This is a genomic window from Streptomyces ossamyceticus, from assembly GCF_001418475.1.
In the GTDB taxonomy this organism is placed as follows: Bacteria; Actinomycetota; Actinomycetes; order Streptomycetales; family Streptomycetaceae; genus Streptomyces; species Streptomyces ossamyceticus.
Window position 1 is genome coordinate 1 of the sequence record NZ_LIQX01000220.1, and the last position, 13,161, is coordinate 13,161.

Below are 13,161 nucleotides of genomic sequence, written 5' to 3' on the forward strand. Positions count from 1 at the left end.
GGCCACCTCGATCCACCAGCAGTTCCCCGACGCCCGGTACAACGTCAAGCGGGCCATCTCCGAGGGCGACCTCGTGCTGCTCCACTCCAACGTGGTGCTGGTCCCGGGCACCAAGGGCGCGGCCGTCATCGACATCTTCCGCTTCCAGGGCGGCAGGATCGCCGAGCACTGGGACGTGATCCAGAACGTGCCGGACACCACGGCCAGCGGCAACGACATGTTCTCCACGCTGAGTTCACCGCGGGTCTCGCAGCCCCTGGACCACCGGCTCACCCAGGCCAACCAGGCACTGGTCACCAAGGCCTTCGACGAGCTCATGGTCCACAAGGACCTGACCGCCCTCGACCGCTACTGGGACCCCGGCTACCTCCAGCACAACCCGCAGATGCAGAGCGGCGTGCCCGCCGCGAAGGCCGGTCTCGGCGGTTACTTCGCCTCGGTACCGCAGCTGACGGTCACCCCGAAGCGGATCATCGCCGAGGGCGACCTGGTGGCCGTTCACAGCCACTACGTCAACTATCCGGGAGACCGGGGCGCGGCGATCCTGGACCTGTTCCGGGTGCGGAACGGCAAGATCGTCGAGCACTGGGACATCATCCAGTCCGTTCCGGAGACCTCGGCCAACGGCAACGGCATGTTCTAGGGGCCGGGGCCCCGCCCGTCAGCGCTGTGCCGGTCCGTCGATGTGCACGGTGGCGAACACCGCCTGGGCGCGGGTGCTGTCGGCCGCCTCCAGGCGCCGCTGACCTGGCCGGCCGCCGGCTCGGGGATGACGTCGAGTGCGGTGGGGTCCGGGGCGCGGCGCAAGCGCAGGGCCCTGCCGTCCATGGTGGTCAGGACGGTGCTCCGTTCGCCGTCGGTGACCTCGACGGGCCGCGGCGAGGAGGGGGGAGCGGCGCCCTCGCGGGAACGGGTGACCTCGTGGTCGGGGGTGTCGGTGAGGATAGGGGCCTGGGCCTGGACGCGGCCCTCGACCAGATCGGTCGTTCCCGACTGCCCTGCGGAACAGCGAGTGTTCGAGGTGTTCGGCCGCGGTGTTTCCGTAACGCCGTTCCGCGACGCCCGTGGCTGACATCATGCCCGCACCCGGCGGCGGTCCGAGCGGTGCACGGCCGCACTCGACCGCTCCACCCCCACCGTCCGCGACCTGCCGCATACCGGGCACTCCGCTTGCTCGCCACGCTGCATCGCGATGGCTCGCTGCCGTCTTGTCAGCCCCCCAACCCGGATGCTCCAGCCGTACACGCCTCACGGCCAGGGTGATCCGGGTCAAGTCAGGGCCTTACGCGTTCGCGTCGCGGAGCGTGCGCAGGATGCGCTCGAGGTGGCGGCGGTCCTCGGTCGAGAGCGGTCCGGCGACGTGGTTGCGCACGTGGGAGACGTGGGCGGTCAGAGCGTGGTCGAGCGCCCGACCACCCTTGTCGGTCAGTACGGCGAGTGCGGCTCGTCGGTCGGCGGGATCGGGGTCGCGGCGGATGAGGCCTTCCTTTTCCATGCGGTCGGCGAGCCGGGTGAAGCCGCCCGAGCTGAAGGACACAGCCTCTGCCAGGTCCGTCATACGGAGCTGGTGGCCGGGGGTGCGGCCCAGTCGCAGCAGCACTTCGAACCAGGTCTGCGGTATTTCGAGATCGCGGTTCACCAGGGGCTTGATGCGGCTGTAGGCCTCCACGAAGAGACCGAAGAGGGTCACGTCGTCGTCGTTCAGCAGTTGCTCGTTCACTCCTCAAGGGTGACAGAAGGGTATGAGCGGAAAAAGCTGCCGTTGCAATGTCTGTTGCGGCAGATATATTGTCTGCGTCGGCAGATACTTCACCGTGTCCACCCCGCAGATGTGGAGGCCGCACCATGGGAAAGCGCGTCCTCGCCGCCTTCGGCGTCTTGGCTCCCAGGGACGGCGTCCTCGCGTCCGGCCTGTCTGCGGCGCCCACTTCGGCGGACGCCGCCACCTCCTTCACCGCCGAACGCACCGGCTCAAGCGAGGATGCCCAGCCGCGGGCGCCATACCGGCAGGTCGTGGCCGAAGGCGGCCGACTCACCGCCGTTCGGCTGGAACAAGGTCCACCCGCAGATCAAGGAGCTCGAGAACGCTCCGCACCAGGCCACCGTCAAGCTGTACTTGAGCCGGCTGCTGGCCAAGGGCGCGCAGGAGCACCCAATCGGCACCTGGAGCGCCCGCACGGACGTCGCCCCGCTCGCCGCAAGGGCCTTCTCGGCTACGTCACCATGAACCCGCTCGGCCTCGGCCAGTTCATGAGCGACCGCGCTGCCCTCGACCGTCACAAGGGCCCGCCTCAGCCTCTGCATCGGCCATGTACACGGCGCCAACCCCGTCCGACCCCACGTCCTCGGCCTCCATCCGATCGACCAGCGGGGCGCCCAAGGCTGAACCCCTGCTCGACACGGGCTGCCCACTTCGACCCGGTTCACGTCGTACACCTCGCCGGAGGTCCCGAGGCGATGTCCCCGACCATCACCCTGCACCCGAGGAAGCACGCATGAGCACTCTCTCCTTCAAAGTCCTCGATCTCGACTTCCCGGCCGGATCCAGGAACAAGACGGCCACCCTCGTCACCGGCGAGAACGAAGCACTACTGGTGGACGCCGCCTTCACCCGCGCCGACGGCCACCGCCTGGCCGCCGAGATCCTCGACTCCGGCAAGACCCTCACCACCGTGTTCGTCAGCCACGGCGACCCCGACTTCTACTTCGGCGCCGAAGTGATCGCCGACGCCTTCCCCGACGCCGTCTTCGTCGCCACTCCGCACGTCATCGAGCACATCCGGCACTCCTACGAGGGCAAGCTGAAGGCGTGGGCCGCGCTCGGCCCCAACCTGCCCACCCGGCTGGTCGACCTCACCCCGCTCACCGGCGACCTGACCCTGGAAGGCCACACGTTCCAGCTCAGGGGCGGCCCGGCCGGACTGCCCGACCGCCACTACCTCTGGCAGCCCGAGCACCGCGCCCTGCTCGGCGGTGTCCTGCTCTTCCAGCAGGAGCACGTCTGGGTCGCCGACACCCCCACCCCCGGCGACCGCGCCGCCTGGATCGACCTGCTCGACGAAATGGCCGCCCTCGACCCGGAGTTGGTCGTCCCCGGCCACCGCCTGCCCGGCACCGCAGCCGACGGCTCCGCCATCACCGCGACCCGCGACTACCTGCTCGCCTTCGAGGAGGAGCTGGACAAGGCCGCCGACGGTGCCGCGCTGAACGACACCCTCGTCAAGCGCTTCCCGGACAACGGCATGCTGATCGCCGCCCAGATCGGCTCGAAGGTCGCCAAGGGCGAGATGAAGTGGGGCTGACCATGAGTGAGTTCGCCACCTCGACCGCGCCCGCCGACGTCGTCCGCCGCCAGTACCTCGCCTCGGCGACCGGCGACCTGGCGGCGCTGCGCGCCACGCTCGCCCCCGACGTGGAGTGGACGGAGATGGCGGGCTTCCCGCTCGCCGGCACCTACCGCACCCCCGACGGCGTCACCTCGAACGTCATGGAGAAGCTCGGCCAGGACTGGGACGGCTGGACCGCCCACGACGACACCTACGTCGTCGACGGCGAGAACGTCGTCGTCCTCGCCCGCTACACCGCCGTCAACAAGGCCACGAGCAAGCCGATCGACGTCCGCGTCGCTCACCACTTCGTCGTTCGCGGCGGCCTGATCGTCCGCTTCGAGCAGTTCGTGGACACCGCGCTCGTCCGCGAGGCCATGACCGACTGAGCCGTACCGCACCCATCACCCCAGGCAGGAGGCACGTATGTCCGCCGCGGACAACAAGGCGCTCGTGATCGCCTTCTACGAGCAGGCGTTCAACGACTACCAGCCGGAAGCGGCCGCCGCCGCTCATCTCGGCGACAGCTACACACAGCACAACCCCGAGGCGCAGGACGGCCCGCAGGCCTTCGTCGGCTACGTCCACTGGCTGCGCGGGCAGTTCCCCGACCTGCGCCTGGACATCAAGCGGGCCATCGCCGAAGGAGACCTCGTCGTCACCCACAGCAATCTCCACCTCAAGCCCGGTGACCGTGGCATGGCCGTCGCGGACTTCTGGCGCGTCGCCGACGGAAAGATCGTCGAGCACTGGGACGTGATCCAGGAGGTACCGGAGAAGAGCGCCAACGACAACACCATGTTCTGAAGTCCGTCCGGTAGAAGAGCGCCTTCCATCCCCCTGGTTGACGCGCAACCGGGTCCGCCCACATGCGAATGAGCACCGCCCTCGGTGCGAGCCCTGTCCCCCCACCCCCCCCATAAAGGAAGGTTTCATCAGCATGTCCATCCTCCCCAGCAGGCGACGTATCCTGACGACAGGCGCGGGTGCCGCTCTCGGCGCCGGAGTGTTCGGCGCCTCAGCAGCCTCCGCCTCTGCCGCAGCCTCCGCCTCTGCCGCAAAGTCCCCGCACGCGGCCGGCCCCGAGGAGACCCGGACACTCGACGAGCTCTACCAAGCCGCCCTCGCGGAGGGCGGAAAGCTCGTGATCTACGCGGGTGGTGACGTCTCGACGCAGGCGGACGGCCTGCGCACCGGCTTCAAGAACCGCTTTCCCGAGATCGATCTGAAGGTTGTCGTCGACTACAGCAAGTACCACGACGTACGGGTGGACAACCAGTTCGCCACCGACACCCTCGTACCCGATGTCGTACAGCTCCAGACCGTCCAGGACTTCGTGCGCTGGAAGGAGCAAGGGCGTCTGCTCGCCTACAAGCCGGCCGGATTCTCGAAGGTGTACGCCCCCTTCAAGGACCCGCATGGCGCCTGGGTCGCCGTGCAGGTGAGTGCCTTCAGCTTCATGTACGGGCCGGCGGCGGTCGGTTCGGACGTGCCCACGAGCCCGCTCGACCTCGTCGACGCCAAGTGGAAGGGGCGGATCGCCTCTTCCTATCCGCACGACGACGACGCGGTCCTCTACCTCTACGCGCTCTATGTGCAGAAGTACGGATGGGACTGGCTGGCACGACTGGCCGCCCAGGAACCGCAGTTCGCCCGTGGCAGCTTCAGCCCCAGGGAGGCCGTCACCAATGGACAGAAGGCCATCGGCATAGGTGGCTCCGGCGCGCCCCTGGCCTCCGGGCCCGTCAAGTGGGTGCTCCCGGACGGATCGACGCCGTTCATGTCCTGGGGGCAGCGGGCCGCGATCCTGAAGCAGGCCAAGAACTCCACTGCTGCCAAGCTCTACCTCAACTGGCGGTTGTCCACCGGAGAACAGCAGGCCGCCACCAACGGCTGGTCGGTCCGCACGGACGTCACTCCGCCCACGGGCCTGAAGCCCGTCTGGCAGTACCCGAACGGGAACCTCGACGGGTTCCCCCGCTTCATGGCCGACCGCGCCGCGATCGAGCGCTGGAAGCAGACGTTCGCTCTCTACTTCGGAGAGGTCAAGGGAGACCCGACGCCGGGCTCGCTCGGACTGCATCCGGGCGCCTGACCGCCGCCCGGTGCCGCCCGGCCCCGCACTCCCCGCGCGATGGGCCGGCGGCCCTGTAGTTCCTGGCCGTCATGCGGGCGCGTACAGAATCAGCGACTCCACCTGGGGCCGGTTCCACTCGGGGGCCGGTCCTGGTCGGCGCCGGTGGCAAGAGCGGTCGAGGAGGCCGGGGCAAGCATGGCGAGTGTGATGTGGCGGTGTCGTGAGGGCCAGTGTCCGACCTGGTAGTGGTCGAGTCCGGCCTGGCTCTCGGCGGCCCGGAAGCATTCCTCGACGCTGCGGCGGATGCCCGCGACGCTGACCAGCTGCGGGAGCATCGGCGGATGAGCAGGTGGCGGTGGCTGTCGCGGCCGATACCGATCCAGGACCGGTTGTGGCGGCGCGGGCCCTTGGCGCCCCGGCCGGTGCTGTGCCGGTGCCAGGCCGTGGTGGGCAGGCGGTCGGCGGGGGAGCCGGCACGGATGAGGGTACGGCCCTGGTTGATCCGTACCCGGGCCGAGCAGACGACGGCCAGGACGTAGCCGGCGCCCCGTTCCCTGGTTGGACCGTTCATTTGACAGACCATCCGCCGGTACGGCGCGGCAGCCTTGCCGCGCCGTACCTCATTTTTGCCGCCGATATGGGTTGCCTTGAGCGAGTGTCGGCAAGGGACGGTTACGCCGTGCCGCAGTCCGGCAGACTGTCGGTGTTCTCGCGGATGTGGCTGTCCCAGATGTAGCCGGCAGTGTTGGCCCACTGGGACCCGTCGCGTCCCGGTCGTTCGATACCGAGAACCATTCGGTTGCCGCGGTTGTCGTTGATCTTGCAGATGCCTGCCACGTCGTCGCCCGCCCACGCGGTTCCGATCTGCGGTGTGCTCAGACCCGGACCGGAATACAGCCCGGTGTCGATCCGCGGGTGGACGCTCCGCCCGTAGCCGTCGCACGACGGCAGATGGTCGGTGTTCTCGCGGATGTGGCTGTCCCAGATGTAGCCGGCAGTGTTGGCCCACTGGGACCCGTCGCGTCCCGGTCGTTCGATACCGAGAACCATTCGGTTGCCGCGGTTGTCGTTGATCCTGCAGATGCCTGCCACATTGTCGCCCGCCCACGCGGTTCCGATCTGCGGTGTGCTCAGACCCGGACCGGAATACAGCCCGGTGTCGATCCGCGGGTGGACGGCCCACCCGATACCGAGAGGGCCGGCGGCGGGCGCGGCGGCGGCGCTCAGCGCCACGGCCGCGCAGGCCGCGATGACGACAGACAGAGGCCGTGAGATGTGCATGGTGGTTCCTCCCGTTTCGGTGTCCTGGCCATACCGGCCGCGGGACAGGTGTGCCGTTCCCGGACGGGCTACGCCCTCCGGCTCATCAGGGGGGGGCTGGTCGGGCCACTCGGGAAGATCGCGCCACTGGACTTCCCGGTGGCGTCGCGTTCGTACCCGGCCCCTGATGGAACGGCTTTACGGCTGGATCGACGGCTTGCCGCACAGGCAAGCGAATGTGGAACGCCGTTGACTATCACATGGTCAACACGGGGGCGTCATCGAACGAGGGGCACAGGATTCGTGGTTATCGATAACATGCCCGTTATCGCGGCAAGTCGGGCAGTGAAGGGGGCTTCTCCGTGGGGGTGTCCGTACCGAAAGAACCGAGCATTCATCAGCTTCGGCTCTATCTCGCGCTGAGCGAGGAACTCCATTTCGGACGTGCCGCCGCGCGCTTGTTCATCACGCAACCGGCGCTGAGCCAGCAGATCAGAGAGCTGGAGAAACGCTTGGGGGTACGCGTGGTGGAGCGCACCAGCCGGACGATCACTCTGACCGATGCGGGGCAGGCATTGCTCCCCGAGGCCCGGGCGGCGGTCGCGGCTGTCGACCGGCTGCGGCGTGTCGCCGAGGCACAGTTGCGACAGGTCTCCAGACGGCTGGTCGTGGGAACCATGGGAGCCGAGGCGTCCATGGCGCACACCCGTGCCGTACTCAGTCTGCTGCAGGACCATCACGCCGGGACAACCGTGCAACTGGTCAACCTCGGCTTCGGCGATCACATGGCCGCGCTTGCACAGCAAGAGGCCGACGTGGTCTTCCTCCGCCCTCCGGTGACGGACGACATTGAACTGCACCACCTGGCCACCGAGCCACGAGTGGCCTGCCTCTCCGCCGGGCATCCCTTGGCGATCCTGCCCCGGCTCACCCTGGCTCAACTCTCCGGCGTCCCGGTGGTGGACATGCCTGAGCAGGTACCGCGGCTGTGGTGGGACTTCTGGGCGGCCGATCCCCGCCCCGATGGCAGTCGCGTCCCCTACGGGCCGGTAGTCACCGACATGGAATCGCTGCTGCACACAGTGGCCGCCGGAGAAGCGATGTGCTTTCTGCCGGCGGCCGCCCGTGAGTACTTTCCACGCCCAGGCATCAGATACATCGACGTGGTCGACCTCGCCCCCTCCACATCCGCCCTCGCCTGGCTGCGGCGAAGACGTTCCGAATTCACCATCAGAGCCATACGGCACGCTGCGCAAGAAGCCACGAGACGGGGTTATGCCGAAGTCATATGACGTATTCAATTATCGCTGACACTGCTCGGGGCCCGGGCCATCCAGGGACTGCCGCAGGGTTGGGTGACAGCGGGATTTATGCGGCCAGGGCTGCGGCTGGGGTCATGATGGTCTCCTGTCGGGTGGCCCGGGCGCGGCGGTCGAGGACGTCCTTCTGCAGCAGCGCGAAGAAGCTCTCCATGGCCGCGTTGTCGCCGGCCCCGCCGACCCGGCTCATGGAGCCGACCAGGTCGTGACCTGCGAGAACGGACGCGAACTTCGTGAGTGGAACGGCGATCCGCGATCGGAGTGCACAGTGCATCCGGCGACCTGGCTGCGACGGGCCACCGCGGATTCAAGGGCTCTCACCGCGAGGCTGGACTTCAAATATTCAGCGCCGTTCAACATTACTTCTTGTCCTTCGGCTTCGTGCTCGGCAGGAACTCCTGCACCTTCGCCTTGAGACCCTGCTTGATCATGGACCCCCGGTCGGCGTCGCCCTTGAGGATCGAGGCGGCCGTGGCCTCCATCTGCTCCCAGGTGGCGTGCGGCGGGATCGGCGGGACCGCCGGATCCGTGAGGAACTCGACGACGGCGGGACCGTCCGCCTCCAGGGCCGCCCGCCAGCCGGCCTCGACGTCCTCCGGCTTCTCGACCCGGATGCCGGTCAGCCCCAGGGAGCGGGCGAACGCGGCGTACTGGACGTCCGGCAGCTCCTGCGACGGCAGGAAGGACGGCTCGCCGCCCATCGCCCGCAGCTCCCACGTCACCTGGTTCAGATCACGGTTGTTCCAGACGCCCACCACCAGCCGGGGATCCTCCCAGCCGTCCTTGTACTTGGCCGCCGTGATCAGCTCCGCCAGACCGTTCATCTGCATCGCACCGTCCCCGACCAGCGCGATCGCCGGACGGTCCGGATGGGCGAACTTCGCGCCGATCGCGTACGGCACGCCGCAGCCCATCGTCGCCAGCGTGCCCGACAGCGACGACCGCATGCCGTCCCGCAGGGTCAGATGGCGGGCGTACCAGTTCGCCGCCGAACCGGAGTCCGAGGAGATGATCGCGTTGTCGGGCAGCAGGGGATCGAGGGCGTGGGCCACGTACTCCGGGTTGATCGGATCGGCCGACAGCTCCGCGCGCCGCGTCATCACCTCACGCCAGCGCGTCACACCCGCGCACACCTCGTCGAACCACTCACGGCCCCGCTCCGGGTCGATCATCGGGATCAACCGCTCCAGCGTCGCCTTCGCGTCGCCGACCAGGTTCACCTCGTACGGGTAGCGCATCCCGACCATGTGCGGGTCGATGTCGATCTGGACCGCCCGCGCCTTGCCGTACTCGGGCAGATACTGCGAGTACGGGAAGGACGAGCCGATGGTCAGCAGCGTGTCGCAGTCGCGCATCAGCTCGTACGAGGGGCGCGTGCCCAGCAGTCCGATCGAGCCCGTGACGTACGGCAGCTCGTCGCTCAGCGCGTCCTTGCCGAGCAGGGCCTTCGCGACCCCCGCGCCCAGCAGCTCGGCCATCCGCTGGACCTCGGCGCGGGCCCCGGCGGCGCCCTGACCGACCAGCAGGGCGACTTTGTCGCCGGCGTTCAGGATCTCCGCCGCCCGCTCCAGCGACTCCTGCGAGGGCACCGTCGTCCAGGAGCCGCTGCCCAGGCTGGAGGGGACCATCTTGAAGTCGTGGGTGGGCGGCGAGTAGTCCAGTTCCTGCACATCGCCGGGGACGATGATCGCGGTGGGCGCCCGGCGGGCGTAGGCGGTGCGGATCGCCCGGTCCAGGACGTTCGGCAGCTGCTCGGGCACGGTCACCGTCTCGACGAAGTCCGAGGCCACGTCCTTGAACAGGGTGTGCAGGTCCACCTCCTGCTGGTACGAGCCGCCCATCGCGCTGCGATGCGTCTGGCCGACGATCGCGAGCACCGGCACATGGTCCAGTTTGGCGTCGTACAGACCGTTCAGGAGATGGATCGCGCCGGGCCCCGACGTCGCCGCGCACACACCGATCCGGCCCGAGAACTTGGCGTAGCCGACCGCCTGGAACGCCGACATCTCCTCGTGCCGTGACTGGATGAACCGCGGCCGGTCCTCCGCCCGTCCCCAGGCGGCGAGCAGCCCGTTGATGCCGTCACCGGGATAGCCGAAGACATGTTCGACTCCCCATGCGCGCAGCCTGCGCAGGATGTGATCGGCGACATACGTGCCCATACTGGACCTCCCAGGGTGTTTTTTCTCAGGCCCGAGTCACCCGGTGGGGAGGAGAAAAACCTCCGTGTGTTTGCCGCGCATGAAGCGGGGCAGGCGCACCTCAGTGCTTCGGACAGGAGGCACGTCCGTGGGATCGGCGATCCATTCCATCCATCACGGGTGTGCCCTGTATGTGCATGTCCGCGCCCCCCACGGTGACCGTCCCCCCCAGAGCACATCTAGGGAGTTGCGACGCACCATGCGTACTCAGGCAAGCGCGAAGCACCACCCGCACGACGACGCCCCCGACACCGCGGAGGCGTTCCGAAAGCTGACGACGCTACCCCCCGGCCCGGAGCGGGACGCTCTCCGGGAACGAATCGTCGAAGCGTGGCTGCCCATGGCCGAACGGCTCGCCGGGCGGTTCCGCAGCCGCGGCGAGAGCTACGAGGACCTGCGCCAGGTCGCGGCGCTCGGCCTGGTCAAGGCCGTCGACCGCTACGACCCCGAGCGTGGCAACGCCTTCGAGAGCTATGCGGTACCCACCGTCACCGGTGAGATCAAGCGGCACTTCCGGGACCACATGTGGACCCTGCACGTGCCGCGCCGGGTCCAGGACCTGCGCAACCGGGTTCGGTTCGCCACCCAGGACCTGTCCCAGACGATCTCGGGCCGCCGACCCACCGTGGCCGAGATCGCCGCACACGCCAACATGAGCGAGGAAGACGTCCAGGTGGGGCTGGAGGCCCTGGAGAGTTTCACGGCGCTGTCCCTGGACGCCGAACTGCCGGGGAGCGAGGACGGCTACTCGCTCAGCGACGCGCTGGGCGCGCCCGACCCGGCGCTCGACACCGTCGTCGACCGCGAGGCGGTCAAGCCGCGGCTCGCGGCGCTGCCGGAGAGGGAGCGGGCCATCCTCTACATGCGGTTCTTCGGCGACATGACGCAGAGCCGGATCGCGGAGCAGTTGGGCATCTCGCAGATGCACGTCTCCCGGTTGATCAGCCGGTGCTGCGACCGACTGCGCGACCAGGTGATGCAGGACGCCGGTGGCCCCTCCGACTGACCCCGACCGCACACCCACCCACGTCCCTCAGCCACCGACACGACCGGCCGGCCGACCTCTCGCAGGGTTCGGCCGGCCGGTCGTCCCGCGCTGAGGGGTGACATCGTCCGCGGGGAATCCCGTCGGTCATCCGCGGGCGTCCATCGCGAGGGCGACGTGGCGGGACATCGTGTCCATCGCCCGGGCCTCCGCCATCGAGAAGGCCAGCCGGGCGCCCGAACGGAAGAGGGTGAGGACGCCTCTGACCGTGCCGTCGGGGGCGGTCAGAGGGACCGACAGGAGTGAGGTGACGTCGGCCCGGACGAGGACGGGGGCGCCCGTGGTGTCGTGGCCGAAGGCGTCGGGATCCGGCGGGCGGATCTGGAGGGCGGTGGAGCCGCCCCGGGCGGCGGCCATGACCAAGGGGCAGGTGGCCGGGTCCTGGTCCGAGAGGAGACCCGGCTCCTTGCCGGAGGGGGCCAGCACGGTCGTACGGGTCAGGGCGGGGGACGCCGTGTCGGCCACGACCCAGTCGGCGAAGCGGCCGTGCAGCACCCGGGCCGCGCGGTCGAGGGCCTCGGCTGCGGGCGCGGTGAGCAGGGCCGTCGTCATGGCGTCCAGCAGATCCATGAGCGCCGCGTGGCGGGTCGTCTCCGCGAGGTCGGGCAGGGGGCGGGCGGAGTTCTCGACGGCCGGCAGCCGGTGCCCCGCCGGTTGCAGCACGACCAGCACGGTGGCGCGGGGCTCACCGCTGGGACGCAGCGCCGTCAGCGTCGCCCGGACCGGCACGGAGGGGCGCTGTTGCAGGTGCACGGTGAGACTGCGGTCGCCCTCGCCGCGCGCCACCGCCGCCACCTGCCCCCGGAACGCGCTCCGGTCGGCGTGCGCCAGGAACCCGGTGAGCGGGCGGCCGGTCGCGTAGCCCGCCCGCACGCCGGTGAACGTGCTCGCCGCCTGGTTGAGGCGGCGCACCACGGTCTCCCGGTCCAGCAGGGCCACGGGCAGCGGCAGCATGTGGAAGACGGCCTTCAGCAACTGGTGTTCCTGCGCGGTCGACGAGGCCCCACCGGGCGGTCGGGCCGTGAGCCGCTCGTACCTCGGCCACAACTGGTCCGCCACGTGGTCGAGTTCGAAGATCGCCGCGTCCAGCACCGTCGGCAGGTCGTCGGCCGGCACCGACCTGGCCGTCTTGAGCTCCGCGACGCGGCGTACGAAGTCCGCCAGCTCCTCGCCGAATTCGTCCGTCTGAGCCATGCGACGAACGTAACGCGTGAGAGGCNNCCGACCTCGCCGGGCTGGTCGCGGTCCAACTTCGGTCGGGCGAGGGGCCGATCCCCACGGCGTTGGAACGCGGGGAGCCGGTCGACGCGGCGGATCTCCTGAGCGACGAACGGTGGCCGGACTATCGGGCCGTGGCCCTCGACGCGGGCGTACGGTCCAGTGTCACCCTGCCGTTCCGGCGGTCGGGGCTGACCGTCACGCTCAGTCTCTACAGCTTCCGCGCCGGGGCGTTGGGGGACGTGCCGCACGGGCCCGCCCACGCGCTCGGGGATCTCGCCGCGACGTGCATCGTCCGTGACCGGTCGTACCGGGCGGTGCTCACGGAGCTCGACCAGCTCGGTGCGGCGCTGCGGACGCGGCCGGTCGTCGACCAGGCGTGCGGGATCGTGATGCATGTCCTCGGCTGCGACGCGGAGGCGGCGTTCGCTGTGCTGCGGCGTATCTCGCAGGGCACGAATCGTAAGTTGGCGGAGGTGGCTTCGGTGGTGGTGGAGAAGCGGGGGAGGGGGTTGGAGCGGGAGTTGGTGTCCCTTTCCGGGTGAGGGTGAGGGGGTGCAGGTGCCTTGGAGCTCGGGGGTGCGGGCCCGTCGGCCGGGTGCGGGTGCGGGTGCGGGTGCGGCTGCGGGGTGGCTTGTCGCGCAGTTCCCCGCGCCCCTGGAGGAGCGTGCCTGCGGCCCGCCCTTCGGCTCCCACGTGCCCGTCTCCCCACACG

The 13,161-nt window shown here is 69.4% G+C and carries 14 protein-coding genes and 1 pseudogene; 9 read left to right on the forward strand and 6 right to left on the reverse strand.

The window, feature by feature from the left end:
* Positions 1–643, forward strand: a 643-nt coding sequence (locus tag AOK15_RS17495) for a nuclear transport factor 2 family protein (protein WP_055517816.1), incomplete at its 5' end; no start/stop codon positions are given.
* A gap of 639 nt (positions 644–1,282) precedes the next feature.
* Here AOK15_RS17495 and AOK15_RS17500 read toward each other — a convergent pair.
* The gene (locus tag AOK15_RS17500) at positions 1,283–1,720 is read right to left on the reverse strand and encodes a MarR family winged helix-turn-helix transcriptional regulator (protein ID WP_055517818.1); all 438 of its coding nucleotides are present in this window, start codon (positions 1,718–1,720) and stop codon (positions 1,283–1,285) included.
* Positions 1,721–1,981: 261 nt separating this feature from the next.
* Here AOK15_RS17500 and AOK15_RS45060 point away from each other — a divergent pair, with 261 nt between their 5' ends.
* From AOK15_RS45060 to AOK15_RS17525, 5 genes are all read left to right on the forward strand, one after another.
* Positions 1,982–2,227, forward strand: a complete 246-nt coding sequence (locus tag AOK15_RS45060) for a hypothetical protein (RefSeq protein WP_157870284.1) — start codon at positions 1,982–1,984, stop codon at positions 2,225–2,227.
* A 268-nt stretch (positions 2,228–2,495) separates the two neighbouring features.
* On the forward strand, positions 2,496–3,302 hold the full coding sequence (locus AOK15_RS17510) for an MBL fold metallo-hydrolase (protein ID WP_055517822.1): 807 nt from the start codon (positions 2,496–2,498) through the stop codon (positions 3,300–3,302).
* A gap of 2 nt (positions 3,303–3,304) precedes the next feature.
* Positions 3,305–3,715, forward strand: a complete 411-nt coding sequence (locus tag AOK15_RS17515; RefSeq protein ID WP_107099435.1) for a nuclear transport factor 2 family protein — start codon at positions 3,305–3,307, stop codon at positions 3,713–3,715.
* Positions 3,716–3,752: 37 nt separating this feature from the next.
* Positions 3,753–4,133 (forward strand): nuclear transport factor 2 family protein, encoded by a 381-nt coding sequence (locus AOK15_RS17520; protein WP_055517825.1) that lies wholly within the window; start codon positions 3,753–3,755, stop codon positions 4,131–4,133.
* A gap of 133 nt (positions 4,134–4,266) precedes the next feature.
* Positions 4,267–5,421, forward strand: coding sequence for an ABC transporter substrate-binding protein (locus AOK15_RS17525; protein WP_055517828.1), 1,155 nt, complete (start codon positions 4,267–4,269; stop codon positions 5,419–5,421).
* An 89-nt stretch (positions 5,422–5,510) separates the two neighbouring features.
* Here the strand turns inward: AOK15_RS17525 and AOK15_RS45065 are convergent, their stop codons facing one another.
* Positions 5,511–5,738, reverse strand: coding sequence for a hypothetical protein (locus AOK15_RS45065; RefSeq protein ID WP_157870285.1), 228 nt, complete (start codon positions 5,736–5,738; stop codon positions 5,511–5,513).
* Between the two features lie 337 nt (positions 5,739–6,075).
* A complete protein-coding gene (locus tag AOK15_RS17535; protein WP_055517832.1) occupies positions 6,076–6,684 on the reverse strand; it encodes a hypothetical protein in 609 nt (202 codons plus the stop codon).
* Between the two features lie 341 nt (positions 6,685–7,025).
* Between AOK15_RS17535 and AOK15_RS17540 the strand changes: the two genes are divergently transcribed.
* Positions 7,026–7,955: a LysR family transcriptional regulator gene (locus AOK15_RS17540; protein WP_205632156.1), complete on the forward strand. Its 930-nt coding sequence runs from the start codon at positions 7,026–7,028 to the stop codon at positions 7,953–7,955.
* Positions 7,956–8,067: 112 nt separating this feature from the next.
* On the opposite strand, the pseudogene AOK15_RS43985 reads toward AOK15_RS17540, so the two are convergent.
* Both AOK15_RS43985 and AOK15_RS17550 read right to left on the reverse strand, forming a co-directional pair.
* Positions 8,068–8,321, reverse strand: a pseudogene (locus AOK15_RS43985) (IS3-like element ISAar45 family transposase); the annotation flags it as partial.
* A gap of 20 nt (positions 8,322–8,341) precedes the next feature.
* Complete coding sequence (locus AOK15_RS17550; protein ID WP_055517835.1) at positions 8,342–10,144, reverse strand: thiamine pyrophosphate-requiring protein; 1,803 nt, start codon at positions 10,142–10,144, stop codon at positions 8,342–8,344.
* Between the two features lie 238 nt (positions 10,145–10,382).
* Here AOK15_RS17550 and AOK15_RS17555 point away from each other — a divergent pair, with 238 nt between their 5' ends.
* Positions 10,383–11,189 (forward strand): RNA polymerase sigma factor SigF, encoded by an 807-nt coding sequence (locus AOK15_RS17555; protein ID WP_055517837.1) that lies wholly within the window; start codon positions 10,383–10,385, stop codon positions 11,187–11,189.
* A gap of 126 nt (positions 11,190–11,315) precedes the next feature.
* Here AOK15_RS17555 and AOK15_RS17560 read toward each other — a convergent pair whose 3' ends face one another.
* Positions 11,316–12,422 carry a PAS domain-containing protein gene (locus tag AOK15_RS17560; RefSeq protein ID WP_055517839.1) on the reverse strand — a complete coding sequence of 369 codons (1,107 nt, stop codon included), beginning with the start codon at positions 12,420–12,422 and terminating at the stop codon, positions 11,316–11,318.
* Between the two features lie 341 nt (positions 12,423–12,763).
* Here AOK15_RS17560 and AOK15_RS48565 point away from each other — a divergent pair, with 341 nt between their 5' ends.
* Positions 12,764–12,991, forward strand: a complete 228-nt coding sequence (locus AOK15_RS48565) for an ANTAR domain-containing protein (protein WP_338059909.1) — start codon at positions 12,764–12,766, stop codon at positions 12,989–12,991.
* Positions 12,992–13,161: the final 170 nt, after the last annotated feature.